At 66.8% G+C, this 23,739-nt stretch carries 27 protein-coding genes and 3 pseudogenes; 15 read left to right on the top strand and 15 right to left on the bottom strand.

The genetic code is table 11. From position 1 onward, the window contains the following. Nucleotides 1–152 precede the first annotated feature (152 nt). From U4Y91_RS09095 to U4Y91_RS09085, 3 genes and pseudogenes are all read right to left on the bottom strand, one after another. A complete protein-coding gene (locus U4Y91_RS09095) occupies nucleotides 153–386 on the bottom strand; it encodes a DUF2274 domain-containing protein (protein ID WP_036039687.1) in 234 nt (77 codons plus the stop codon). Between the two features lie 92 nt (nucleotides 387–478). Further along, nucleotides 479–823: pseudogene (locus U4Y91_RS09090) on the bottom strand (hypothetical protein); the annotation flags it as partial. Then, a pseudogene (locus U4Y91_RS09085) lies at nucleotides 816–1,025 on the bottom strand (protein mobD); the annotation flags it as partial. The pseudogenes U4Y91_RS09090 and U4Y91_RS09085, both read right to left, overlap by 8 nt. Nucleotides 1,026–1,066: 41 nt before the next feature. On the opposite strand from U4Y91_RS09085, the gene U4Y91_RS09080 reads away from it, so the two are divergent. Further along, nucleotides 1,067–1,489: a transposase gene (locus U4Y91_RS09080; protein ID WP_321804780.1), complete on the top strand. Its 423-nt coding sequence runs from the start codon at nucleotides 1,067–1,069 to the stop codon at nucleotides 1,487–1,489. A gap of 951 nt (nucleotides 1,490–2,440) precedes the next feature. Here the strand turns inward: U4Y91_RS09080 and U4Y91_RS09075 are convergent. Next, nucleotides 2,441–2,815 (bottom strand): helix-turn-helix domain-containing protein, encoded by a 375-nt coding sequence (locus tag U4Y91_RS09075; protein WP_321804779.1) that lies wholly within the window; start codon nucleotides 2,813–2,815, stop codon nucleotides 2,441–2,443. Nucleotides 2,816–2,933: 118 nt separating this feature from the next. Between U4Y91_RS09075 and U4Y91_RS09070 the strand changes: the two genes are divergently transcribed. The 3 genes and pseudogenes from U4Y91_RS09070 to U4Y91_RS09060 all read left to right on the top strand — a co-directional run. Next, nucleotides 2,934–3,329: a hypothetical protein gene (locus tag U4Y91_RS09070; protein ID WP_321804778.1), complete on the top strand. Its 396-nt coding sequence runs from the start codon at nucleotides 2,934–2,936 to the stop codon at nucleotides 3,327–3,329. A 65-nt stretch (nucleotides 3,330–3,394) separates the two neighbouring features. Continuing rightward, nucleotides 3,395–3,847 (top strand): hypothetical protein, encoded by a 453-nt coding sequence (locus tag U4Y91_RS09065; RefSeq protein ID WP_321804777.1) that lies wholly within the window; start codon nucleotides 3,395–3,397, stop codon nucleotides 3,845–3,847. Nucleotides 3,848–4,181: 334 nt separating this feature from the next. Further along, nucleotides 4,182–4,505 (top strand): annotated as a pseudogene (locus U4Y91_RS09060) (TetR family transcriptional regulator C-terminal domain-containing protein); the annotation flags it as partial. A gap of 85 nt (nucleotides 4,506–4,590) precedes the next feature. Here U4Y91_RS09060 and eco read toward each other — a convergent pair. Continuing rightward, the gene (eco, locus tag U4Y91_RS09055) at nucleotides 4,591–5,091 is read right to left on the bottom strand and encodes a serine protease inhibitor ecotin (protein WP_044846395.1); all 501 of its coding nucleotides are present in this window, start codon (nucleotides 5,089–5,091) and stop codon (nucleotides 4,591–4,593) included. A 143-nt stretch (nucleotides 5,092–5,234) separates the two neighbouring features. On the opposite strand from eco, the gene U4Y91_RS09050 reads away from it, so the two are divergent. Then, nucleotides 5,235–5,609, top strand: coding sequence for a hypothetical protein (locus U4Y91_RS09050; RefSeq protein ID WP_124487155.1), 375 nt, complete (start codon nucleotides 5,235–5,237; stop codon nucleotides 5,607–5,609). Nucleotides 5,610–5,792: 183 nt separating this feature from the next. Here the strand turns inward: U4Y91_RS09050 and U4Y91_RS09045 are convergent, their stop codons facing one another. Beyond that, entirely contained in the window at nucleotides 5,793–6,194 is a 402-nt protein-coding gene (locus tag U4Y91_RS09045) for a hypothetical protein (RefSeq protein WP_044846393.1), read from the bottom strand. A 117-nt stretch (nucleotides 6,195–6,311) separates the two neighbouring features. Between U4Y91_RS09045 and U4Y91_RS09040 the strand changes: the two genes are divergently transcribed. After that, complete coding sequence (locus U4Y91_RS09040; protein WP_321804776.1) at nucleotides 6,312–6,692, top strand: DUF5594 family protein; 381 nt, start codon at nucleotides 6,312–6,314, stop codon at nucleotides 6,690–6,692. A 181-nt stretch (nucleotides 6,693–6,873) separates the two neighbouring features. Continuing rightward, the gene (locus U4Y91_RS09035; protein WP_321804775.1) at nucleotides 6,874–8,241 is read left to right on the top strand and encodes an MFS transporter; all 1,368 of its coding nucleotides are present in this window, start codon (nucleotides 6,874–6,876) and stop codon (nucleotides 8,239–8,241) included. 51 nt (nucleotides 8,242–8,292) lie between these two features. Here the strand turns inward: U4Y91_RS09035 and U4Y91_RS09030 are convergent, their stop codons facing one another. The 3 genes from U4Y91_RS09030 to U4Y91_RS09020 form a co-directional block, all read right to left on the bottom strand. Then, a complete protein-coding gene (locus U4Y91_RS09030; RefSeq protein WP_321804791.1) occupies nucleotides 8,293–8,874 on the bottom strand; it encodes an AAA family ATPase in 582 nt (193 codons plus the stop codon). A 4-nt stretch (nucleotides 8,875–8,878) separates the two neighbouring features. Next, entirely contained in the window at nucleotides 8,879–10,300 is a 1,422-nt protein-coding gene (gene otsA / locus U4Y91_RS09025) for an alpha,alpha-trehalose-phosphate synthase (UDP-forming) (RefSeq protein ID WP_321804774.1), read from the bottom strand. 150 nt (nucleotides 10,301–10,450) lie between these two features. Beyond that, on the bottom strand, nucleotides 10,451–10,636 hold the full coding sequence (locus tag U4Y91_RS09020) for a hypothetical protein (protein ID WP_059527452.1): 186 nt from the start codon (nucleotides 10,634–10,636) through the stop codon (nucleotides 10,451–10,453). Between the two features lie 288 nt (nucleotides 10,637–10,924). Between U4Y91_RS09020 and U4Y91_RS09015 the strand changes: the two genes are divergently transcribed. Together U4Y91_RS09015 and U4Y91_RS09010 are read left to right on the top strand one after the other, a co-directional pair. Continuing rightward, nucleotides 10,925–11,476, top strand: a complete 552-nt coding sequence (locus U4Y91_RS09015) for a hypothetical protein (protein WP_321804773.1) — start codon at nucleotides 10,925–10,927, stop codon at nucleotides 11,474–11,476. Beyond that, on the top strand, nucleotides 11,473–11,967 hold the full coding sequence (locus U4Y91_RS09010; protein ID WP_321804772.1) for a hypothetical protein: 495 nt from the start codon (nucleotides 11,473–11,475) through the stop codon (nucleotides 11,965–11,967). Before U4Y91_RS09015 ends, U4Y91_RS09010 begins: the two co-directional genes overlap by 4 nt. 70 nt (nucleotides 11,968–12,037) lie before the next feature. Here the strand turns inward: U4Y91_RS09010 and U4Y91_RS09005 are convergent, their stop codons facing one another. Both U4Y91_RS09005 and U4Y91_RS09000 read right to left on the bottom strand, forming a co-directional pair. Further along, entirely contained in the window at nucleotides 12,038–13,375 is a 1,338-nt protein-coding gene (locus U4Y91_RS09005; RefSeq protein WP_044846385.1) for an AAA-associated domain-containing protein, read from the bottom strand. Nucleotides 13,376–13,397: 22 nt separating this feature from the next. Next, a complete protein-coding gene (locus U4Y91_RS09000) occupies nucleotides 13,398–15,155 on the bottom strand; it encodes an ABC transporter permease subunit (RefSeq protein WP_321804771.1) in 1,758 nt (585 codons plus the stop codon). Between the two features lie 500 nt (nucleotides 15,156–15,655). Between U4Y91_RS09000 and U4Y91_RS08995 the strand changes: the two genes are divergently transcribed. Continuing rightward, nucleotides 15,656–15,922 carry a hypothetical protein gene (locus U4Y91_RS08995; protein ID WP_027786765.1) on the top strand — a complete coding sequence of 89 codons (267 nt, stop codon included), beginning with the start codon at nucleotides 15,656–15,658 and terminating at the stop codon, nucleotides 15,920–15,922. 40 nt (nucleotides 15,923–15,962) lie between these two features. On the opposite strand, the gene U4Y91_RS08990 is transcribed toward U4Y91_RS08995, so the two are convergent. After that, nucleotides 15,963–17,279, bottom strand: a complete 1,317-nt coding sequence (locus tag U4Y91_RS08990) for an ATP-binding protein (protein WP_321804770.1) — start codon at nucleotides 17,277–17,279, stop codon at nucleotides 15,963–15,965. Then, nucleotides 17,263–17,988: a response regulator gene (locus tag U4Y91_RS08985; RefSeq protein WP_006755678.1), complete on the bottom strand. Its 726-nt coding sequence runs from the start codon at nucleotides 17,986–17,988 to the stop codon at nucleotides 17,263–17,265. The genes U4Y91_RS08990 and U4Y91_RS08985 overlap by 17 nt, the downstream gene beginning before the upstream one ends. Before the next feature lie 226 nt (nucleotides 17,989–18,214). Between U4Y91_RS08985 and U4Y91_RS08980 the strand changes: the two genes are divergently transcribed. After that, nucleotides 18,215–18,766 (top strand): periplasmic heavy metal sensor, encoded by a 552-nt coding sequence (locus U4Y91_RS08980; RefSeq protein ID WP_321804769.1) that lies wholly within the window; start codon nucleotides 18,215–18,217, stop codon nucleotides 18,764–18,766. Nucleotides 18,767–18,836: 70 nt separating this feature from the next. Here the strand turns inward: U4Y91_RS08980 and U4Y91_RS08975 are convergent, their stop codons facing one another. Next, nucleotides 18,837–19,535: a pirin family protein gene (locus U4Y91_RS08975; protein ID WP_321804768.1), complete on the bottom strand. Its 699-nt coding sequence runs from the start codon at nucleotides 19,533–19,535 to the stop codon at nucleotides 18,837–18,839. Between the two features lie 368 nt (nucleotides 19,536–19,903). On the opposite strand from U4Y91_RS08975, the gene U4Y91_RS08970 reads away from it, so the two are divergent. The 4 genes from U4Y91_RS08970 to U4Y91_RS08955 all read left to right on the top strand — a co-directional run bounded on the left by U4Y91_RS08970 (nucleotide 19,904) and on the right by U4Y91_RS08955 (nucleotide 23,107). Then, on the top strand, nucleotides 19,904–20,680 hold the full coding sequence (locus U4Y91_RS08970) for an ABC transporter substrate-binding protein (RefSeq protein ID WP_044847744.1): 777 nt from the start codon (nucleotides 19,904–19,906) through the stop codon (nucleotides 20,678–20,680). 229 nt (nucleotides 20,681–20,909) lie between these two features. Next, a complete protein-coding gene (locus U4Y91_RS08965) occupies nucleotides 20,910–21,599 on the top strand; it encodes an ABC transporter permease (RefSeq protein WP_321804767.1) in 690 nt (229 codons plus the stop codon). Beyond that, nucleotides 21,596–22,309, top strand: a complete 714-nt coding sequence (locus U4Y91_RS08960) for an ABC transporter permease (RefSeq protein WP_321804766.1) — start codon at nucleotides 21,596–21,598, stop codon at nucleotides 22,307–22,309. The genes U4Y91_RS08965 and U4Y91_RS08960 overlap by 4 nt, the downstream gene beginning before the upstream one ends. 18 nt (nucleotides 22,310–22,327) lie before the next feature. Continuing rightward, nucleotides 22,328–23,107, top strand: a complete 780-nt coding sequence (locus U4Y91_RS08955; protein ID WP_321804765.1) for an ABC transporter ATP-binding protein — start codon at nucleotides 22,328–22,330, stop codon at nucleotides 23,105–23,107. A 58-nt stretch (nucleotides 23,108–23,165) separates the two neighbouring features. On the opposite strand, the gene U4Y91_RS08950 is transcribed toward U4Y91_RS08955, so the two are convergent. Continuing rightward, a complete protein-coding gene (locus U4Y91_RS08950; RefSeq protein ID WP_044847740.1) occupies nucleotides 23,166–23,663 on the bottom strand; it encodes a GNAT family N-acetyltransferase in 498 nt (165 codons plus the stop codon). Nucleotides 23,664–23,739: the final 76 nt, after the last annotated feature.

Below are 23,739 nucleotides of genomic sequence, written 5' to 3'. Positions count from 1 at the left end.
AGCCCTGCGTCGTTAGCTTTCTCCGCCAAATCGCTTGCAACACCATACTGGACCAGCGTGTCTAGAGTTCTTTGATTCATTGATGTTTATGCGAGGTCGATGAGCGAATAACCGCAATTGGCATAACGACCATTTAAACATCAAAGCATCAACTACTTTAAGGTGGTCGCGGTGTTTTTTCGCTTGAATCCCCGATCCCCGGCCATGAAGGCTTCGAGCATGTGCGGGATCAGCGTCGCAGCATCGACCGCCTCGCCGTAGGTCTGCGCGTGCATGGCCGCGTAGCGGTCAAGGTCGGCCTTGAGCGTGGCCGGGCACGCAAAAGTCAGCTTGATGCTTTCGGTCTTCGGCAGCGGCCCGAGCCGCAGCTTTCTGGTCGTGCTCATTGCAAAGCTCCCCGATTGAAGAACAGTGGCTGGTACGGCCGCAGCACGATGTCGCGGTTAACGATGATGCTGACTGGCAGGCCCGGTCGTTCGGTCATGCGTTCCGCGAGTTCGATTGTCGCCTTGCAGCGCGCGAGCGCGTCACGGTGCTGCGCCATCAACGCGTCCGTTGCCTCACGCGCCTCCTCGCGCACTGCGTCCAGATTGCCCTTACCTGCCTGCCGGACGCGCTCCGGCATCGCTTCGTAAAGCCGTGCATAATATTCGAGCACCGCCAGCATTGACCACAGCGCATCGTTGTCGCGCAAATTCAGGGCCACCGACACCCGGCGCATGCGCAGCAGGCTCGCGTCGTCCGGCTTCTCGCCGGTCACGTCGTAAAAGAGCCGGGCGAGCGGATCGACAGGACGTCTGGGCCGCGCCCGCCGCTCACGCACTGGCGGTCACCCCGGCGAACATCGCGTCATAGAGCGCGCGCCAGCGCAGCAGTTCCGCGCGCTGCCCGATGGGTAACGATTCCGCCGCCTTGTGCACCGACAGGCGCTGACTACGCAAATCGTCCGCCACGCGATCCGCGAGTTCGGGAAAGTCGAGCGACTTGCCCTTCGCCTCTATACTCTTGCGGATTTTCGAGTCCTGAGATTGCCGCACATCTGGTCGACAATGCCCCGGCCCAACGCTTGCGCGCCCTCCTCGGCATCGGGCCGCTTACCGCCAGCGCGCTCGTCGCCACGGTCTCCAATGCGTCCAGTTTCAAGAATGGCCGACAGTTCGGCGCGTGGCTCGGCCTGACGCCACTGCAGCACAGTTCTGGTGGCAAATCCCGACTGGGCAAGGTGACCCGGCACGGCGACGGCTACCTGCGCGGTCTGCTGGTGCAAGGCGCACGCAGTGCCCTGCAGTCGGCCCTGCGCTGTCTGCCCGAGCGCCTCTCCCGCCTCGGACGCTGGATCGTCGAGCTGTTTCACCGCAAGGGCTATCACAAGACGCTCGTCGCAATCGCCAACAAACACGCCCGCATGCTATGGGCGATGTTGGCCCATGACGAAACCTACGATCCGCTGGCCTGGCAGCGCTACCGCGCGCCGGCGGCGACCGTGTAGTACCACGTAGTTCCTTCCTCCTTGCTGCACCGTGCGATAGCAACATGAGGTCAGACCGAACGGGAGAAAACCCCGGCTTTCCTTCTGGCCAGCCCCATGCGCGGCGGTTGATCGCCGCTGCGCAGGCTGCGTCTCGGATGGAATTGGGAGCTCCCGGGCGGCTTCGATATGATGGCCCGCGCCGGTGGTTCTGGGCGTGACAAGGTCGGTTACAGGGATGCAGTCTGCCACCTCTACGGCTAAGCACATACGCAGCGACTACCGCCTCACGACAACGGAGCAGCGATCCACGCAGAGATTGAACACGTCGTACACCGTACCGCGCAAACGTCCTGCGTAAAGGTTCACACCTTCGCGCCCCTCCCGCTTGCGTCCAAAAAACCGATAACAAGTAGAACTGCGCAAATGCGACGCACATCGAGCACAAACGCTGCGATCGCATGACGCGGAAAAACGGACAAGTGAATGCATCACACGCACAGCAATCCTGCACACGTCACGCAGGAACTGCGAGCTGGCAAAGCAAATAAATCGTGCAAGCCGCGTGCATCAAGAACACATCCGGCAACGAACATCGCCGGCCCACAAACCCGTTGACACACAGCGAAAGTCCTTACAGCAGGATAGGCTTGCGCCGGTTTTAGGCGCCATGCGCATAGAGCGTTCGCGTGCCTTTGACGGGTCGAAGCAAGAACGCCTCATTGGTCAACTTCGGCAGGATGCGCACCTCCTAGCCTCCGTCATACGCCATGACGGCAATCGAGATCGTCTGGCCCCACGTACATGTCAGGCGCGCCGGTGTATTGGTAGGCGTGGCTCGAACTCCCGCCGAATCGGCAGAGAACGATGTGTGCTATTCGGCCGCCGACAATTAGCTACCCGGAAAGCGCCAGCAACTCGCGAAAAGCGAAGCACTCGTCCGACGCAGCCAGCTACATCATCACGTTGCGATCAATTGTCCTCGGTGCCGTCCGACTCCCCCGACACGGGTCCGTTAATCGCGTCGACCAGCGCTAGCACGCCCCTCTTCTCCCGACTCTTCAATTCTCTGAAGCCTGCGAGAAGTCGCTCCTCCTCATCGGCAAGCCGGAGCGTCGCAGGATTGGACGTTTGACCAGTAAGCAGATACTGAACATCAACCCCGGCCTCTGCAATTCCAACCAGGTAGTTAGCGTCCGGGTACCGCAAACCCTTCTCATAGTTGGACTGCGCCTGTTTTCGAACGCCGCCAGAGTTGCCCAATTCGTCCTGCGTCATACGCAGGCGCCGCCGCTCCTGCTTCAGACGCAGCGCAAAGTTATCCAAACGTGGATTATCAGTTGACATATACGTTTTTGTTGACTAGCGTGATCAGTACACGATCGAGCTTCGACGTTGTCCGCGTGCAGGAAAATTCGACTGCATACGCCCCGAAAAACAGCAGTCCTTTGCTGGAGTAGATGCTATGTCATTCACCTACGAAATCTGCGGCACCTTGTCGGTTCTCGACAATTTTCGGCACAGTCACGCCCAACAGTTCGCCGAGAGTATCGCGAACCCGGCCGACGTCTATTTCGCGACCGATGCCGTCACGCACTCCTTCATGACCCGTATTCGCGGCGCGCTCACCGACGACGAAGCGGAGTCGGTCGAAGACACACTGGAAGAATTCTCCCAAAAATGGGCGCGGACCGGTGCCATCTTCAAACGCGTGCGGTATGGAGAGCCGTCGTTCATTCCCGTCGGCCTCGCCGAACACGTCGAGCTGCTTGAGGAACTCGCCTACGAGCACCTGCAACTGGAGGCCTTCCTGCGGCGCCAAGCGCAGATTCTTGACAGGTTCCGGCAGCAAGCGCCCTGACACGCGCGACTTGATACGCCATTACCGACCGCCGACCTAGGATAACCGAATCAGCTGAGGATACGATGGAAGAACCAGCACGCTACGTTTTGTCGGGTGCACTGCCCGTCCAGGACGATCTGGAAGACGAACAGCTCGATCGGGTGTCCCGACATCTGGGCGGTATCGCGACGGTGTATCTGAGGCACGATGAAGTAGCGCACACCGTGTCGCTGCGCATCTCCGGCACGCTCATGCGTGACGACGTGCGCTACATCGAGCAGCGTATCGAGCGGTTCGCCGAAGAAAATGCTCGGGCCGCTGCGATTCTACTGAGCGAGTGGAAGTGCGAAACGAACGAACTCGTCGTGGGTATGAACTGGGACGCCCAATGCCTGATCCGGCTCGGCGCAGTACAGGAACAACTCGGGAAACTCACCGGACGGTATTTCGACTTTCTGCTGCGACTTGAACCGCCTGATGCTCCCGCCCACGGCAGCCCGCTCCTGTGCGTCTCGGTCGGGACCGGCAATGAATAGCATGTCGACAGATGAGCAGATTTGGGCCGCAGTATGCCCGCGGCATCTTGCGTCGCGATGAGGCGGGTTTGGGCCAACGGCAGAATGTGCCGAGCATCGTCCTGCCCCGAGCCCTCTACAGATCACCTCTGGGGGTATTTTTGGGGGTATTTCTTCAAAGATTGCCGGCTATTCCCATAGCCGGCGGACCAGCATGAATTCTGTCGGGGACCAGCATTTTCCCGAAATTCCGCCTCGGTCTGAAAATCGCGCCGTCGGCACGCACAGCGTCCGAACGTTGGGTGTCGAGCGCCGCCACGTCCTCTGCCTTGCCGTACTGCTGAATCGCCATCCGTTCACGCGCCGCTCGAAACCCGCAGGCTGCCTGATCGCGCTATCGGCGCTGCATCCGGCCGAGCGCTCGGACACGGTCCGGCAAACGCTGATCGCGATGCGCGAGCAGACCGTGGCCGCGTTACGCGCGCGGCCGAGCAAAAGCGTTGCGACCGGCGAGCTCTCTGCACACGCGAACCTCGACGCGATCGCGCGCTACTACGTGACGGTGCAACAGGGGATGTCGATTCAGGCGCGCGACGGTGCGAGCCGTCGCGATCTGGAGGCGGTCGCGCAAGCCGCGCTGGCCGCGTGGCCGGCGCTCGCACACGCAAGCGGCGGATAAAACGGTGGACCCCGAAAAGAAGCCCGCAAGCGAAACCACACGCGGCCGTGCAGCGGCAAGCGCCCTGCACGACCGCGCCGATGCGTTACTGCGTCACGGCGTGCTGCACGTCCTTCGACGCATGCCACACGCGGTAGCGCACGTCGAAACCGTCCGGCACGTACACGACGAGCGGCAGGCGGCTGTTGTAGCGCAGCAGCTGGCCGTCGCCGCGCACCTGCACAAAGCGCTGCTGCGGCGCCTGGCCCGGGCAGGCCATCAGCGTCGACGCCGGCCCCTTCACGTCGGTCAGGCGATAGTACGTATAGCCCCAGCCCTTCACGTCCTCGGCGGTCAGCTCCCCGCCGAACCATTGCTGGTTGCAGTCGGTCTGCAGCGTCTTGCCGATCATCAGCTCGACGCGCGCGTCGCCTTCGTTCTCGAGCGCGGGCAGCGCGATCACCGCGCGCTGCTGGCCGGCCGTCGGCTGCGGGAACATCTTGATCGACTCGGCCGGCACGGCGGGCGCCGATGCGGGCCCGGCCGCGCAGGCAGCGGCGGTCGTCACGCAAAGGGCGGCCAGGACGGCCCGGATCGCGAATTTCATCGATGTGCTCCTGAAAAACAAATAGGCCCCGGATGCTAACACTTTCGCCCCAGGACCTTACGACGCTGTAATTTCACGACACAATTGCATACAGCCGGCGATCCCCGCGCGCGGTACTTATACGGAAACCAACGGAGATCATCATGCTGAAGCTCATTGCTGCCGCCGGCGTCGCCACGCTGCTGGCCGGGTGCGTCGTCGGTCCGGACGCCGGATACGGCTACGGACAGCCCTACTATTCCGATCCCGGCTACGCGTACGGGCCGGCCTACGGGGCGTCGCCCGTGTACGGGACGGTCAACATCTGGGGCGGTGGCGGCGGGCGTGACTGGGACCGCGGGCGCCGCGACTGGGATCGCGGACGCGACGGCTGGAATCGTGACCGCGGCGGCTGGGATCGCGACCGCAGCGAACGCGCCCGTCACGGCGGCTGGGGCCGCGGCGACGGACGCCGCGCCGACTGGAATGACGACGGCGGCGGGCGCGGCCAAGGCAACGGCGGCGGCCATCGCCACTGACGCAATTGCAACCGTTTGTATCCACGCACGGCCCGCGCGAGGCCGATACGAGCCGATAGACGACCGTCAAAAAGCAAGGCCCTCGCATCACCGCGAGGGCCTTTTGTCGTCCGCTCCACCGGAAATCGGGCAGCCGGCTACGCAACGCCGAACCTGCCCGCGCGTCCTACGCGTGCCCGCTTCTTACCACCCAGCCGGCTGCGCATAGCCGCCCGACACGGGCGCACCGCACACGTACGCGCGCTGATAACGGTCGTAGCAATAGCTCGGGCCGTCGTCCTGGTATTGCGCCTGCTGGTAGGTCGGATAAGCCGGCTGCTGGTAGGCCGGTGCCTGGTAGTACGTCGGCGGCTGATAGGCCGGTGCCTGATACACGGGCGCCTGATACGCGACGGGCGGATTCATCGCCGACGTCACGATCGCGCCGAGCACCGCGCCGCCGATCAGCGCGCCGATGACGGCGCCCCCGTCGCGGCCATGCGCGGACGCCGGGCCCGCCACGGCGAGCGAACCGGCGAGGACACATACAGCGGCAATCTTTTTCATGATGGACTCCCACGCGAAGTGGTACTGGATGCGATGCATTGTGGTCGCGCCCGGCCGTAATAGATGCAGCAAGTGGTAACGCGCCATTACGGGTATCACGCACGCCGAAACGCGGCGCCGCCGTGCTACGATTTTCGGCACACTGGAGACGCCTTCATGCAGCCCGAAACCGCCCGCCGTTTCGATACCGAATTCGCGCCGCGCATCGCGCAGGCGATCGCCGCCTTCTTCGCCGATCACGTGCTGACCGACGTCGTCCCGTACGGCGGACACGGGCAACCGACGCGCGTGCAAATCCGCAGCGCGCCGCACGAGCACGTGAGCGGCTTCGTGCATCCGCTGAACCTCGAACTGACCTGGGACACCGACGAGATCGAACGGTTGATGGAGCCCGACGGGCCCGTGCGGTTCGAGCACTACCTGAGCGCGCTGCCGAGGAAGCTGAGCGCATGGGAGGGTGCGCGCGACATCGACCTCGCGTCGCGCACGCAGGCCGCCCCGCTCGTGCGGCTCGGCGGCCTCGATTTCGAAGGCTGAACGCGCGCGCCGGCCGGCAGCGGTGTCGGCGTCGCGCGATTCGGCCCGGTGATACACTCGACCGGTCCCGCGCCGGCGCCGCCAGGCTGGCCGGACCGTTCACCGCCGCCTCCACCCGCAAGCATGGTTGCGCACGCAACCGGCACCCGGGCACGCGGACAACCACGCTTTCGCTCCCGCCATGAACGCCGATACCGGCCTGCCGCTTCCGCAACGCTACTGGGCGATCGTCTGCGTCGCACTGGGCATCACGCTCGCCGTGCTCGACGGCGCCATCGCGAACGTCGCGCTGCCGACGATCGCGCGCGACCTGCACGCGTCCGATGCCGCATCGATCTGGATCGTCAATGCGTACCAGCTCGCGGTCACGATCACGCTGCTGCCGCTCGCGTCGCTCGGCGAACGCGTCGGCTATCGCCGCATCTACATCGCGGGTCTTGCGCTCTTCACCGCGGCGTCGCTCGGCTGCGCGCTCGCCGGATCGCTGCCGACGCTCGCGGTGATGCGCGTGATCCAGGGGTTCGGTGCGGCCGGCATCATGAGCGTCAACGCGGCGCTGGTGCGCATGATCTACCCTTCGTCGATGCTCGGGCGCGGGCTGTCGATCAACGCGATGGTGGTCGCGCTGTCGTCGGCGATCGGCCCGACGGTCGCATCGGCGATCCTGTCGTTCGCGTCGTGGCCCTGGCTGTTCGCGGTCAACGTGCCGATCGGCATCGCCGCGGTGTTCGGCAGCCTGCGTGCGCTGCCGGCCAACCCGCTGCACGACGCGCCGTACGATATCCCGAGCGCGCTGATGAACGCGTGCGTGTTCGGCCTGCTGATCATGGCCGTCGACGGGCTCGGTCACGGCGAAAGCCACGCGTACGTCGCGGCCGAGCTGGCTGTCGCGTTCGGCGTCGGCTACTTCTTCGTGAAGCGCCAGCTGTCGCAGCCGGCGCCGCTGCTGCCGGTCGACCTGATGCGCATCCCGATGTTCGCGCTGTCGATCTGCACGTCGGTCGCGTCGTTCACGTCGCAGATGCTCGCGTTCGTCGCGCTGCCGTTCTGGCTACAGCATTCGCTCGGCTTCTCCCAGGTCGAAACCGGCCTCTACATGACGCCGTGGCCGCTCGTGATCGTATTCGCCGCGCCGCTCGCGGGCGTGCTGTCGGACCGCTACTCGGCCGGCATCCTCGGCGGCATCGGGCTCGCGCTGTTCGCGGCCGGGCTGCTGTCGCTCGCGACGATCGGCGCGCACCCGGGTACCGTCGACATCGTGTGGCGAATGGCGCTGTGCGGCGCGGGCTTCGGGCTGTTCCAGTCGCCGAACAATCGCGCGATGCTGTCGTCGGCGCCGCGCGAGCGCAGCGGCGGCGCGGGCGGGATGCTGAGCACGGCGCGCCTGACGGGCCAGACGCTCGGTGCCGCGCTCGTCGCGCTGATTTTCGGGCTGGCACCCGACCGCGGTCCGACGATCGCGCTCTATGTCGCCACGGGGTTCGCGGCGGTCGCCGCGGTGGTCAGCATGCTGCGCATCGCGTCGCCGCGCCCCGACGCTGCGGCCTGATGCGGCGACCTGACGCGGCGACCTGACACCGCCGCGCACCGCGCCCGCGGCTCACGCAGCATCGAGCGCGTCCATCACGAAGCGCACGCGCGCCTTCACGCTCACGCGCGGCAGCTCGATCAGCCGATAACCATACGCCGTATAGCAGTCGACCATCGCGTCGTAGGTGCGCACGGCCTCCGCGAAATCCTGCCGGCGCTCGGTGTCCTGCGTGTAGATCTCGGGCCACGGCGGCGCGATGAACACGCGCCGGTGATAGCGGAAGCGCCGCGCCGCGGCCTCCGCATGTGCGGGCACCGCAAGGCCCGTCAGCCGCAGGTAACCGATCACGTCCGGCACGCCGCGATCGAAGAACACGGGCCCGCGCGCGCCTCGCGCGAGATGGTGCGAACGCATTTCCCAGTTCAGCATCAGTTCGGCGAACGCGGCCCGGTCGCGCCATGGCAGCGCCGGGCCGTCGATCGCCATCTGGTCGCGGATCACGCCGCGCCCGGCCTCGTGCGAGCGCGCGAAACCGGTGCGCTCGAGCGCATCGAGCAACGTGCTCTTGCCGGAGCCGGGGCCGCCCGTGACGATGAAGAAGCGGGCGGCCGCATCGTCTGCCGCGCCCCCCTCCTCCACGCGCTCGGACATGCGCTCAGACATGCGCGGCCCGCCGGCCCGCGCGCCGCGTGACCGACGCGGCCGCTGCGACGCTGCGCAGGTCGGCGACGAACGTGTCGCGCCAGACCGACAGGTTGTTCTCGCGCAGCCGCGCGAAGTTCGCTTCGTGTCGCGCCCGCCGCTCGGCGAGCGGCATCGACAGCGCGCGCTCGAGCGCATCGGCCATCTGCGACAGGTCGTACGGATTGACGAGCAGCGCGCCGCTCAGCTCGGCCGCCGCGCCCGCGAACTCCGACAGCACGAGCACGCCCGGATCGGCCGGGTCCTGCGACGCGACGTATTCCTTCGCGACGAGATTCATCCCGTCGCGCAACGGCGTCACGTAGCCGACCTGCGACATCCGGAAGAACGCCATCAGCAGATTGCGCTCGTACTTGCGGTTCAGGTACTGGATCGGCGTCCAGTCGAGCTGCGAGAAGCGGCCGTTGATACGGCCGGCCTCGCCTTCGAGCGTCTCGCGAATGCGCTGGTAGGTCTGCACGTCCGAGCGCGTCGGCGGCGCGATCTGCACGAGCGACACGCGCCCCTGCCAGCCCGGCTGGTTGGCGAGCATCCGCTCGAACGACTGGAAACGCTCGACGAGCCCCTTCGAATAGTCGAGCCGGTCGACGCTCATCACGAGCTTGCGGCCCCCGAGCGCGTCGCGCAGCATCTTCACCGGCTTGCGCGAGCCATACTGGAGGGCCGCCTCGGCGATCGCATCCGGATGCACGCCGATCGGATAGGCGGCAACCTGCACGACGCGGCCGTGCGCATGCAGCATCCCGTCGTCGCTCGCCGCGCCGATGCCGCGCCGCTCGATGTAGTCGGTGAACGCCTGCTTGTCGGCGTCGGTCTGGAAACCCGCAATGTCGTACGCGCACATGAACTTCACGAGCTCGTCGTGCGGCGGCACGACGCGCAGCATGTCGGGCGACGGAAACGGAATGTGCAGGAAGAAGCCGATCGGATTCTTCACGCCGAGCTCGCGCAGGTAATGCGCGAACGGCAGCAGGTGATAGTCGTGCACCCAGATCAAGTCGTCGGGCCGCAGCAGCGCGGCGAGCTGCTTCGCGAGCATCGCGTTCACGCGCAGATAGCCGGCGTACTCCTGCCGGTCGAAGCGCGCGAGATCACTGCGGTAGTGAAACACCGGCCAGAGTGTCGCGTTCGAGAAGCCGCGGTAGTACTGATCGTAGTCGCGCCGGGTCAGCCCCACCGTCGCATAGGTGACGTTGCCGTCCCGCTGGATCGCCGGTTCCGTGTCGGGCGTACCGACGATCTCGCCGTTCCAGCCGAACCAGACGCCGCCGGTTTCCTTCAGCGCATCCATCACGCCGACCGCGAGACCGCCTGCGCTCGGGCGCGTGTCCTCGCCGACGGCGACACGGTTCGATACCACGATCAATCTGCTCATGCGGCTTCCCCTCCTCGATTCGATTGAATGACGCACGGCGCGCGCCAAGGCGGACGCGACGGCCCGAAGGCAGTCGCGCGGCGATTCAGATGTGAGCGATGCAACCAGGCGCGCAATGAAATGCGGCAGCGGAATACAGCGGCGACGGGCTCAAGCGTCCTGCTCCTGGCCGAGGTCGCGTTGATAGTCGAGCCCTTCCGGGCGTGCGCCGCCCTGGTTGTGATCGCCGTCGGACGGCGTCTCGTCGGGCGCGCCGGCCGGCGCGTCGGTCTGCGGACGCGGGCGCTCGGCACCCGCATCGGGCGGCCGGGGAGAAAACCGTTTCGAACGGCGCATGGCTGGGTGTCTCATATGGCGCGCGGCTCGGAGCCGTCGTAGAAACATTCCATAACAAAACAGTCTAGGTCGCTTCCTCGCATGCCACGGTAACAATTACCTTCAATTTGTAACGTTTCGACCCCGGCTCAGCCATCTGTCCGACAATAGCGCCGCGCGTACGCGCGCGACCCGCCGCCCGGCCATTTGTCAAAGCTTTGCAGTTTTCCTATGACCATTGCGAAACAATGGCGCGGCAAGGGGGCGCGCATGCGTCGCCGCTCACCCAGACAGGACTTGCACTCAGGGATGAACATGGGTTTCGAACCGCCGCGCCGGGCCATGCCGGCGCGCATCGTGCTGGCCGCGCTCGCCACGGCCGCACTGCTGTCCGGCTGCAACTCGCTGTACAGCGAAGGCGCGACCGCCGGCGCCGGTATCGCGGGCGCCGCGATCGCTTCCAAGGTCACCAACAACGCCGCCGTCGCGACGGGCATCGGCCTCGGCGCCGTCGCCGGTGCGCGTGCGGGCGTCCAGTACACGCAGCGCGTCGCGCACCGCTACACGCAGGAACAGATCGCGAAGGCGGCCGGCCCGCTCGACGTCGGCGGCGTCGCGCCGTGGACGACGCACCATTCGTTTCCGATCGAGGATGACGAACAGGGCCGCGTGACGGTCAGCCGGATGATCAGCATCGGCCCGCTCGACTGCAAGGAAATCGTGTTCGCGGTCGACACGCCCGCGAAGGCCGACAAGGCCGCGCAATCGGCGTTCTATGTCGCCACGATCTGCCGCGACGGTCCCGTGTGGAAATGGGCGTCGGCGGAACCGGCGACCGAACGCTGGGGCGCGCTGCAATGAGCGTCGCGATCCGAATCGCTGCGATCGGCGCACTGTGCGCGGCCAGCGCCGCGCTGTCGGGCTGCGGCTCGGTCGGCGCGGCGAGCGGTGCGCTCGCCGGCGCGGCGACGGGCCTCGTCACCGCGAACCCGGCCGTCGGCATCGGTGTCGGGATCGCCGTGCAGGCGGCGACCGACGAGGCCGTCAACCGCACGATGAAACAGCTCCATCAGAACCAGCAGGACGCGATCGCGAAGGCGGCCGGCAGCCTGGCCGTCGGCGAAGTGAAGCCGTGGAACGTGAAGAACACGCTGCCGCTCGAAAACGGCGAAGGTGAGGTGCGCGTCACGCGCGCTTACTCGACGGCGCTTGCGCTGTGCAAGGAATTCGCGTTCTCGGTGAAGGACGGCGACAAGGCCGACTGGTATTTCGCGAATGTATGCCAGCAAGGCACGCACTGGAAGTGGGCGTCGGCCGAACCGGCGGTCGACCGCTGGGGTAACCTGCAGTAACGATGCGATGCACGGCGCCTGGCAGGCGCCGCGCATGCGGATGCCGGGCCAGACGGCCCGGCTCGGCGGCTCAGGACTCGACGTCCTCGAGACTGAAGATTTCGGTCTGGTCGTTGTACGAGAAGATCTCGCCGTAACGGCCCCAGTCGATCACCGCGTCGAGCGTTTCCTCCGCCGCGCCGTCCGACAGGAAATCCTCCAGCTCCTGCTCGAAACGCACGCGCGGCGCACGATGGCCCGGGCGCTCGTTCAGCACCTTCTTGATCCGTGCGGCGAGCGGCACGTGCTTCAGCAGGTGATCCGCGAACATCAGCTTGCGTTCCTGCGTGCCGAATTCCGCGAACACGCGCCCCGGCGGCGTCAGGAACACGTCGCCTTCGCGCACGTCGGCGAAGCCGAGGTACTGCAGCACTTCGGCGATCGGGAACAGGTCGTCGACCTCAAGATGCAGCGTGCGCGCGATTTCCGGCATGTCGGCACGGCCGTGGTACGGCGCCATCGCGAGCGTCTCGATCAGGCCGGCCATCAGGTTGGTCGACACCTGCGGCAGCCAGCTGCCGAGCTCGAGCCCCTTCTTCGTCGCCTCGCCGGTCTGGCGCGCGGTCATCTTCGCGTAGATGTCGTCGACGAGCTTGCGGAACGCCGGGTCAAGCCGGTTGCGCGGATGCTTGAACGGCACCTTGATCTCGGCGATCACGCGGCCCGGGTTCGACGACAGCACCAGAATCCGGTCGCACATGAACACCGCTTCCTCGATGTTGTGCGTGACGATCAGCACCGACTTGATCGGCATGCGGCCTTGCGTCCACAGGTCGAGCAGGTCGGTACGCAGCGTTTCGGCCGTCAGCACGTCGAGTGCCGAGAACGGCTCGTCCATCAGCAGGATCGTCGGATCGACCACGAGCGCGCGCGCGAAACCCACGCGCTGGCGCATGCCGCCCGACAGCTCGCGCGGATACGCATTCTCGAAGCCGTCGAGACCGATCAGGTCGATCGCAGCGAGCGCGCGTTCGCGCCGCTCGCGTGCGCCGACGCCGAGTGCTTCGAGGCCAGCTTCCACGTTCTGCAGCACGGTCAGCCACGGAAACAGCGCGAAGGTCTGGAACACCATCGCGACGCCTTCGGCCGGGCCGCGCAGCGGCTTGCCGAGATAGGTCACGTCACCGCCGGTCGGCTCGATCAGCCCGGCGATGATCCGCAGCAGCGTCGACTTGCCCGAGCCCGAACGGCCGAGCAGCCCGACGATCTCGCCTTCGCGCAGCGACAGGTTCGCATCGTCGAGCACGAGCAACTCGCCCTGCGTCTTGTTGAAACCGCGGCAGACATGATCGACGCGCAGGATTTCCTCACCGAGGCGCGGCGGCTGGGACGTCTGGACGGGGGCGTTTACAGCATTCGGATTGTGCATCGCGTTTCGCTCTCAATCGGTCTCAGTCGAGCCGCAGCTTCGCTTCGGCGAAGGCATACAGCGGGCGCCACAGCAGGCGGTTGAACAGGGTGACGAACAGGGACATCACGGCGATGCCCAGGATGATCTTCGGAAAGTCGCCTGCGGCGGTGGTCTGCGCGATATACGCGCCGAGGCCGTGCGCCTCGATCTTGGTCGTGCCCCACTGCACCGCTTCCGACACGATGCTCGCGTTCCACGCGCCGCCCGATGCGGTGATCGCGCCGGTCACGTAGTACGGGAAGATGCCGGGCAGGATCGCCTGGCGCCACCATTGCCAGCCGCGGATCCGGAAGTTCGTCGCGGCTTCGCGATAGTCGTTCGGATAGGACGTCGCGCCCGCGATCACGTTGAACAGGATATACCACTGCGTGCCGAGCACGATCAGCGGCGACAGCCAGATGTCGGGGTTCAGGTGGAAGCGCGCGATCACGATCACGAACACCGGGAACAGCAGGTTCGCCGGGAACGCGGCGAGGAACTGCGCGAGCGGCTGCAGCTTCTCGGCCAGCTTCGGGCGCAGCCCGACCCACACACCGATCGGCACCCAGATCACGGACGCGATCGAGATCAGCACGACCACGCGCAGCAGCGTGATGAGCCCGAGCGCGACGACGTGCCCGACCTCGGCCATCGTCACGCCGGTCGACACGAAGCTGACGACGCGCCACACGATATAGGCCGTGCCGAGCAGCACGAGCGCCGCCCATGCGATGTCGACCGTGCGCGATGCCTTCTTCTCGACCTTCGGCAGCGAGAAGCGCATCGCGCCCGACAGCGGCAGGCGCAGCGGAATCCGCGCCGCCTTCGCGAAGAACCAGCCGGCCGGCACGAGCAGCTGGTGAATCAGGCGCGTGCGGCGCACGAGGTCGAGCAGCCAGGATTGCGGCGCATCGCCCGACGCGGTGTTCTCCATCCGGAACTTGTCGGCCCATGCGATCAGCGGGCGGAACAGGAACTGGTCGTAGGCGAGGATCACGACCGTCATCGTCAGGATCACCCAGCCGATCGCGCCGAAGTTCTTGTCCGAGATCGCCTGTGCGAGATACGCGCCGATGCCCGGCAGCGTGATGGTCTGGTTGCCGACGGTGATCGCTTCCGACGCAACGACGAAGAACCAGCCGCCCGACATCGACATCATCATGTTCCAGATCAGCCCCGGCATCGAGAACGGCACCTCGAGCTTCCAGAAGCGCTGCCACGACGTCAGGTGGAAGCCGCGCGACACTTCGTCCAGATCGCGCGGCACCGTGCGCAGCGACTGGTAGAAGCTGAACGTCATGTTCCACGCCTGGCTCGTGAAGATCGCGAAGATCGCCGCGAGCTCGGCGCCGAGCACACGGCTCGGGAACAGCGCGAGAAAGAACGTGACCGTAAACGAGATGAAGCCGAGCACCGGCACCGACTGCAGGATGTCGAGGATCGGGATCAGCACCATGCCGGCACGGCGGCTTTTCGCGGCGAGCGTGCCGTACACCAGCGTGAACGCGAGCGACGCGACCATCGCGGCGAGCATCCGCAGCGTGGTGCGCAACGCGTATTCGGGCAGGTTCGACGGGTCGAGCGAGATCTTCTGGGTCTGAAGGGTCCCGATCGGCGCCATCGTTTCATGAAAGCCGACGACCGCCATCGCGATCAGGCAGATGATCAGCGGAAACGCGATGAAGTCCCACCGGTTCGGCAAGACGCGCCACGCGGACGCGTTGGCGGTCCGGTTCGGATTGAAGAATCCGACGTCCATCAGGCGCCCTCCCCGGTAAGGCCGAACGAAGCCGGCAGACGATGTTGATTCATGGCAAAGCGCACGGGCGCGGTAATTCGACGCGGTAATTCGATTGATTCACGATCTCACGCCGGCGCGGGGCGCCGTGCGTGCAAGCTGCGCCCCCGGGCGCGGCGAGTCGGGCCGCGACGGCACGACACTACACCAACCTGTATTTCAGGTTCAACCGTTCGGGGCCGGCTCGGCGCGGCGCGCGGGCGGCGCACGGATCGTGCCCGGCACGCGGGCGAACGGCAGGCGTGCGGTGCGGAGCAGCCCGGCCGCGGTCGTCCGGCCGGCATGCAGGCCCCGAATTATGCCGTGATCCGGGCCGGCCGGGAACCCGCCAGCCACACACGGACGCAAACCATGCCGGACGTCAGCGGACGATTGCGGCGAAGCAGGTATGATCGGGGCTAGCCCCCGGCGTCGCTTGCCCCATAGCCGCCAGGGATCGACCGACCAGCGGGAGGAAGCGAATGGCAGGAAACTTGGTGATCGTCTGCCGCGATCAGGACGCCGATGCGTTCTACGAGCTGATGCAGGAGTACGGGTCGTTCCAGACCCGGCTGTCGTCGACGGCGTGGTACCTGAACATGAACGTCGTGCCGGAATCGCTGCAGGAGGAGATCCTGGAGCGCCTCGGCCGCTATACGACCGTCTATATCTTCGAGGCCACGAGCGTGACCTACAACACCATCGACAGCAACGCCGCCGAGACGCTCGGCACGCTGTTCGGCGAATGATGCCGCGCGGCGCCTGCCCGGCAGGCGCCGCATGCGCCGCTTACGCGGCCTGGGCGTGAAGTTCGTCCTTCGGCACCACGTCGAACGGGAACGTCATCGCCACGCGCAGGCCGCCCTCGGGACGATTGCCGATCTCGCATGCCCCGCCCAGCCGCAGCACCAGCCGCTCGACGATCGCCAGCCCGAGCCCGCTGTGGCCGTTCCCGCCGCGCGCGGGGTCGAGCCGCACGAACGGCCGCGTCGCGGCCGCCAGGTCGCGCGGCGCAATCCCGCCGCCGCTGTCGCTGACCGACAGCACGTAACCCGCCGGCGTACGCGCCGTCTCGACGAGCACGGGCGGCGCGCCGTACGCATGCGCATTGTCCAGCAGGTTCGACAGGATCCGGTCGAGCGTCGCGGTCGGCAGGCGGAAGCCTTCGTCGGCGGCCAGATGCGTCTGGACCGCCGGCGCGTTCGGTGCGACCGCGCGATAGCTGCGGGCGATCCGCTCGCAGGTCTGGTCGACCGGCACGGGCTCGCTGCGGTCCGCCCCGCCGTGCGCGAACACGAGGAACTGGTCGACGATGTGCGACATCGAGTCGACATCGCGCACCACGCCGTCGCGCAGCCGTGCGTCGTCCATCATTTCCGCGCGCAGGCGCATCCGGGCGAGCGGGGTGCGCAGGTCGTGCGCGACGCCGGCCAGCATCACCGCACGGTCGCTCTCCGCCTGCGACACCTGTTCCACCATCTGGTTGAAGCCGTGCGTGAGCTGGCGCAGCTCGCGCGGGCCGCGCTCGCGCAACGGCGGCACCGGCTGGCCGCGGCCGAAGCGCGCGACCGCGCGCGCCAGCGAGCGCAGCGGCTGCTGCAGCTGCCAGGCCGCGAACAGCGCGGCGATCACGCCGGCCGAGAAAATCGTGCCGAGCCACAGCAGCATCCGGTCGAGCGAGCGCGGCGGGCGCAGCGGCTGCACCGGCACCACGATCCAGTTGCGGTCGCTCGGCTCCTTGACCCACAGCACCGGCGGATGGCCCGGCGCGCCGATCTCGACCAGCGTGCCGGGCGGCATCCGCTCGCTCACGTCGTCGCGGAAACGCTTGAGCGGCGCCGCCAGGTTCGAATCGGCGTCTTTCGGCACATCGGGACTGTCCGGCGACACCAGCCGCACCCGCGACGGCAGCGGCTGGTCGGGCGTGCGCTCGACGTGCTGGCGCACGGCGTCGACGAGGAACGCGGCCTCCTCGACGGCATAACGCGTCTGCATCTGATTGCGCTCGAGGCGCATCGCGAAGAACCACGCGAAGTGCGACAGGAGCAACACGCCGACGACCAGCAGCGCCAGCCGCCCGAACAGTGAATCAATGGGCTTGCGCATGGGCCTCGCCGTCGGGCACGAACACGTAGCCGCGCCCGCGGACCGTCTGGATGAAGCGCGGCGTCGACGGATCCGTTTCCAGGATGCGGCGCAGGCGCCATACCTGGACGTCGATGCCGCGGTCGGTGCCGTCGTACTCGGGCCCGTGCAGCAGCTCGAGCAGCCGTTCGCGCGTGAGCGTGCGCAGCGCGTGATTCACGAAGATCTTCAGCAGCGCGAATTCGCTGCTCGACAGCGTCGCCGGCTTGCCGTCGACCGACAGCGTGCGCGCCTGGAAGTCGAGCACGAAGCGGCCGAACGCGAACGGCTCGCGCTGCTCGGGCGCCGCCGCCGACGGCGTCGCGCGGCGGCGGCGCAATACGGCCTGCACGCGCGCGAGCAGCTCGCGCGGGTTGAACGGCTTGCCGAGGTAGTCGTCCGCGCCGAGCTCGAGCCCGACGATGCGATCGACGTCGTCCGCGCGCGCGGTCAGCATGATCACGGGGATGTCGTCGCCGGCTGCGCGCAGCTGGCGCAGCGCGGTCAGGCCGTCCACGCCCGGCATCATCAGGTCCAGCACGATCAGGTCGGGCCGCTCGCGCTCGAGGCGCTTCTCGAGCGTCGCCGCGTCGTGCAGCACGGACACTTCCATCCCCTGGCGCACGAGATAGTCGCGCAGCAGGTCTCGGAGTTCTTGGTCGTCGTCGACGATGAGGATCTGGGTAGTCATGGCTCGAAGTTTAGCGCGCGAGCGCGGAGTCGAAGAACGAAACAAAGGGACGAAAGGGTTACTGCGGGTTACGGCGCAAGGGAACTGTAATGCGCCGTAACCCGGCAGCCATCCCGCGTAACACCCGCCGGAGCACGCCCCGCTAACCTGCGTCTTACCGGATGCGGCACCCGGGTCACCCCGCGCACCGCATCGCCGGACCCTTTGGATACAAGGAGTTTCTGAAATGTATAAGAACACTTCCCGCGTGGCCATTGCGGCCGCCACCGTGCTCGCTCTCGCATTCGGCACCGCGCATGCGGCGCAGCCCAACGACATGCCGCCGCCGGGCGGCCCCGGCATGCACCAGATGCACGGCGGCCATGACGGCGGCCCGTTCGGCGTGATCATGAAGCTGCACGACCAGCTCAAGCTCAACGCGTCGCAGGAACAGCAGTGGCAGACGGCCGTCAACACGATGAAGCAGAACCATGAAGCGATGCGCAAGAGCCACGAGCAGATGCGCGAGCAGTTCAAGGCGCAGCAGAACCAGCCGATCCTCGACCTGAACGCGATGCACACCGCCCGCCAGCAGGCCGAGCAGCAGAATGCGCAGCTGCGCGAGCAGAGCTCGGCCGCCTGGCTCGCGTTCTACAACGGGCTGAACGACCAGCAGAAGACGACGGTCAGCACCGCGCTGAAGCAGCAGTTCGCGCGGATGGAGCAGCGTCACGAGAAGATGAAGGAACGCTGGGAGCAGCACCGCGCGGCCAAGGGCGCGTCGGCACCGGCGCAGTAAGCCGGCGGGCCGCCTCCCCGGGCGGCATCGCAGGGGACGCGGGCACCCGGCCCGCGTCCCCCGTTTCATTTCAGGCGACGTCGAACAGCAGCACCTCGGCCGCCCGGCCGCGTGCGAACGCGACCGCGTCTACCCCGGCGATCCGCGCGCCGTCGCCCGCGGCCAGCGCGTGGCCGTTGACCTCCACGTCGCCGCGCACCACGTGCACATAGGCATTGCGCCCGGCCTGCACGCCGAATGTCGCCGTCTCGTCGCCATCGATCAGCGCCGCGAAGATCCGCGCATCCGCGCGGATCGACAGCGCGCCGTCGTCGCCGTCCGGCGACGCGACGAGCCGCAGGCGGCCGCGCTTCTCGTCGTCGGCGAAATGCCGCTCCGCGTAGCCGGGCCGTCCGCCCCGCTCGGCCGGCTGCAGCCAGATCTGCAGCAGATGCAGCACCCGGTCGCGCGACGCATTGGTTTCGCTGTGCATCAGCCCCGTGCCGGCGCTCACCCGCTGGACGCCGCCGGCCCGCACGATGGCGCCGTTGCCGAGGCTGTCGCGATGCGCGAGCGCGCCGTCGAGCACGCAGGTGACGATTTCGAGGTCGCGGCGCGGCTGCATCCCGAAGCCGCGCGTCGGCGCGATCCGGTCCTCGCTCAGCACGCGCAGCGCGCCGAGCGGCGGATGCGCGGCCCCGGCGGCGCCGGCAAGCGCAAAGCTGTGGCTCGATTCGAGCCAGCCTTGGCGCGTGTGGCAGCGGTCGGCGGCGCGGCGGATCTGGAACATGGGGCGGGCACTCCGGCAGGCAGATATTCATTCTTCGGGTTTACCTGCACTGTAGGGGCGCGCCGGGCGCGCCACAATCCGCCGCCCGCGCACCGCATCGTTGCACTCGCGAACCCAATCGGCGCAATGCTCGTTGTGAATACCACGATTGCCGCAACGCCCGGATCGAAGAATCGATCGGTCGCGCCGGATTGCCGTTTTCCGGGTATCGCGTTCGGGTAAAATACCGCCCTTTTGGCGTTCGCCCGTCCGGCGAGCGCCGTTGCCTGCGCGCCGAAACACGAATTTTGGCCGTCTAGAATACGCCGCGGCGCCCGGCCCGACCGGCCGCGAGCGCCTCCCCGGAAGTGAGCGACAAAAGGATGGAAATGAAGAAGGCCGCCCTGTGCGCCGCCCTCGCCCTCGTGGCGGGCAGCGCCTTCGCGAAAGAGTGGAAGACCGTGCGGATCGGTGTCGATGCCAGCTACCCGCCGTTCGAGTCGACCGCGCCGAGCGGCGAGATCGTCGGTTTCGACGTCGATCTCACCAAGGAAATCTGCAAGCGGATCAACGTGAAGTGCGTGTGGGTCGCGCAGGATCTCGACGGGATCATCCCCGCACTGAAGGCGAAGAAGTACGACGTCATCGTGTCGTCGCTGACCGTCACGGACAAGCGTCGCGAGCAGATCGACTTCTCCGACAAGGTGTACGACGCGCCCGCGCGGATGATCGCGAAGGCCGGCTCGCCGCTGCTGCCGACAGTCGCGTCGCTCAAGGGCAAGCACGTCGGCGTCGAACAGGGCTCGACGCAGGAATCCTACGCGAAGGCGTACTGGGAACCGCAGGGCGTGACGATCGTTCCTTACCAGAACCAGGACCAGGTCTATGCCGATCTCGGCTCGGGCCGCCTCGACGCGACGCTGCAGGATGAACTGCAGGCCGACTACGGCTTCCTGCGCACGCCGCGCGGCAAGGGCTTCGCGTTCGCCGGCCCGGAGGTGAAGGATCCGAAGACGATCGGCGACGGCACCGCGATCGGCCTGCGCAAGGACGACACGGACCTGAAGCTCAAGATCAACAAGGCGCTGGCCGATATGCACAAGGACGGCACGTACGACCGGCTGTCGCACAAGTATTTCTCGTTCAGCGTCTACTCGGCGCGCTGAGCGCCGACAATGGCGGGAAGCGGATGCGGGGGCGGCCCCGCGTCCGGCACGACAGGCAGTCAACCACGCGCCGCCCGCCCCGCTCGCCCGCCGCTCGCGCGACGGGCTGGCCCGGCACCGTTGCCGGGGCGGACGGTCATGATACGTACGGGGCGTTCCGCGCAGCTTGGCGGGCGCGTCTTTCGCGGCGCACCGCGTGCGCCGTCCGGGACCACACCAGGGACCACATATGTTTCTACAAGGCTACGGCCCGCTGATCCTCGCCGGCACCTGGCAAACCGTCAAGCTGGCGGTGCTTTCGCTCGCGCTGTCGTTCCTGCTGGGCCTGCTCGGCGCGGGCGCGAAGCTGTCGCGCAACCGCTTCACGAACGGCGCCGGCACCGTCTACACGACGCTGATCCGCGGCGTGCCCGACCTCGTGCTGATGCTGCTGCTGTTCTACAGCCTGCAGATCTGGCTGAACATGGCGACCGACGCGCTCGGCTGGGACCAGATCGACATCGACCCGTTCCTCGCCGGCGTGCTCGTGCTCGGCTTCATCTACGGCGCGTACTTCACCGAGACCTTCCGCGGCGCCTTCCTGTCGGTGCCGCGCGGCCAGCTCGAGGCCGGCAGCGCGTACGGGATGAGCAACTGGCAGGTGTTCACGCGGATCATGTTCCCGCAGATGATGCGCTTCGCGCTGCCCGGCATCGGCAACAACTGGCAGGTGCTCGTGAAATCGACCGCGCTGGTGTCGATCATCGGCCTCGCGGACGTCGTGAAGGCGTCGCAGGACGCCGGCAAGGGCACGCTGCGGTTCTTCTTCTTCACGCTGATCGCCGGTGCGGTCTACCTCGCCATCACGACGATCTCGAACTTCGTGCTGATGTGGCTCGAAAAGCGCTACTCGACCGGTGTCCGCAAGGCTGACCTATGATCGAACTCATCCAAGAATACTGGCGCAACTACCTCTACACCGACGGCTTCCGGATCACCGGCGTCGCGATCACGCTGTGGCTGCTGGTCGTGTCGATCGGCCTCGGCTTCTGCCTGTCGGTGCCGCTCGCGGTGGCCCGCGTGTCGAAGAAGAAGTGGCTGTCGAGCGCCGTGTGGCTCTATACGTACGTGTTCCGCGGCACGCCGCTCTACGTGCAGCTGCTGCTCTGCTACACCGGCCTCTACAGCCTGCAGGCCGTACGCGGCACGCCGCTGCTCGACGCGTTCTTCCGCGACGGGATGCACTGCACGCTGCTCGCGTTCACGCTGAACACCTGCGCGTACACCACCGAGATCTTCGCGGGCGCGATCAAGGCGACGTCGTACGGCGAGATCGAAGCCGCGCGCGCGTACGGGATGTCCACCTTCACGATGTATCGCCGCGTGATCCTGCCGTCCGCGCTGCGCCGCGCGCTGCCGCTCTACAGCAACGAAGTGATCCTGATGCTGCACGCGACCACCGTCGCGTTCACCGCGACCGTGCCGGACATCCTGAAGATCGCGCGCGACGTGAACTCGGCGACCTACATGTCGTTCCACGCGTTCGGCATTGCCGCCCTGCTCTATCTCGTGATCTCGTTCGCGCTCGTGTGGCTGTTCCGCCAGGCCGAGCGTCGCTGGCTCGCGTATCTGCGCCCGCAAGGCAAGTAAGTTTCCGCAGGACTATTCATGAATTCCCAGACTCAGAAGCTTTTCGTCGACGATCTGCACAAGCGGTACGGCGACAACGAGGTGCTCAAGGGCGTATCGCTGAAGGCGAACTCGGGCGACGTGATCAGCGTGATCGGCTCGTCCGGTTCCGGCAAGAGCACGATGCTCCGCTGCATCAACTTCCTCGAACAGCCCAACTCCGGCCGCATCTTCGTCGACGGCGAGGAAGTGCGCACCGCGCTCGACAAGACGGGCGCGCTGCGCGCCGCGGATTCGAAGCAGCTGCAGCGCGTGCGCACCAAGCTGTCGATGGTGTTCCAGCACTTCAATCTCTGGTCGCACATGAACGTGCTCGAGAACGTGATGGAAGCGCCCGTCAACGTGCTCGGCATCCCGAAGAAGGAAGCTGAAGACCGCGCGCGCGAGTACCTCGAGAAGGTCGGTCTCGCGCCGCGCGTCGAGAAGCAGTATCCGTCGCACCTGTCGGGCGGCCAGCAGCAACGTGTCGCGATCGCGCGGGCGCTGGCGATGCATCCGGACGTGATGCTGTTCGACGAGCCGACGTCGGCGCTCGACCCGGAACTGGTCGGCGAAGTGCTGAAGGTGATGCAGAAGCTCGCCGAGGAAGGCCGCACGATGATCGTCGTCACGCACGAGATGGGCTTCGCGCGCAACGTGTCGAATCATGTGATGTTCCTGCACCAGGGGCGCGTCGAGGAAGAAGGCGTGCCGTCGGAAGTGTTCGCCAATCCGAAGAGTGAACGCCTGCGCGGGTTCCTGTCGGGCAGCCTCAAGTAACGGGCGCTTCCCCGCTTCGCGATGCACGAACGGGCGCCATGCGGCGCCCGTTTTGCGTTTATGCGGCGTCCACCGGCGCGCCGTCGGCGAACGCGCGCAACGCGTCGCCCGCGAGCCGGTAGCGCACCCATTCGCTCTGCGGCGCGGCGCCGACGCTTTCGTAGAAGCGGATCGCCGGCTCGTTCCAGTCGAGCACGCTCCATTCGAAACGCCCGCAGCCGGTATCCACCGCGACGCGCGCGAGCGCCTTCAGCAGCCGCAGCCCGGCGCCCGCGCCGCGAAAGCGCGGCGACACGTACAGATCCTCGAGATACAGGCCCTGGCGGCCGAGCCACGTCGAATACGAGAAGAAATACACGGCGAAGCCGGCCGGCTCGCCGTCGACCTCGCAGATCAGCGCACGCGCGGGCGAACCTTCGCCGAACAGGCTGCGCTCGAGCGATGCAGGCGTCGCGACCACTTCATGCTCCGCCTTCTCGTAGATGGCCAGCTCGGTGATGAAACGCAGGATCTGCGGCACGTCGGCGACGGTGGCCGAACGGATGTCGATTTGCACGGTGGGGAGCCCTCCTTCGGCCCGGACTGAAAACGGGATGCGGCGGCGCTCGCGCAATCGCGCGTGACGCCGCCCG

The sequence above is a fragment of the Burkholderia sp. BCC1993 genome, assembly GCF_905339865.1.
Classification (GTDB): Bacteria; Pseudomonadota; Gammaproteobacteria; order Burkholderiales; family Burkholderiaceae; genus Burkholderia.
Note: the sequence above shows the minus strand (reverse complement) of the source record. Positions and strands in the feature narration are given on the sequence as shown.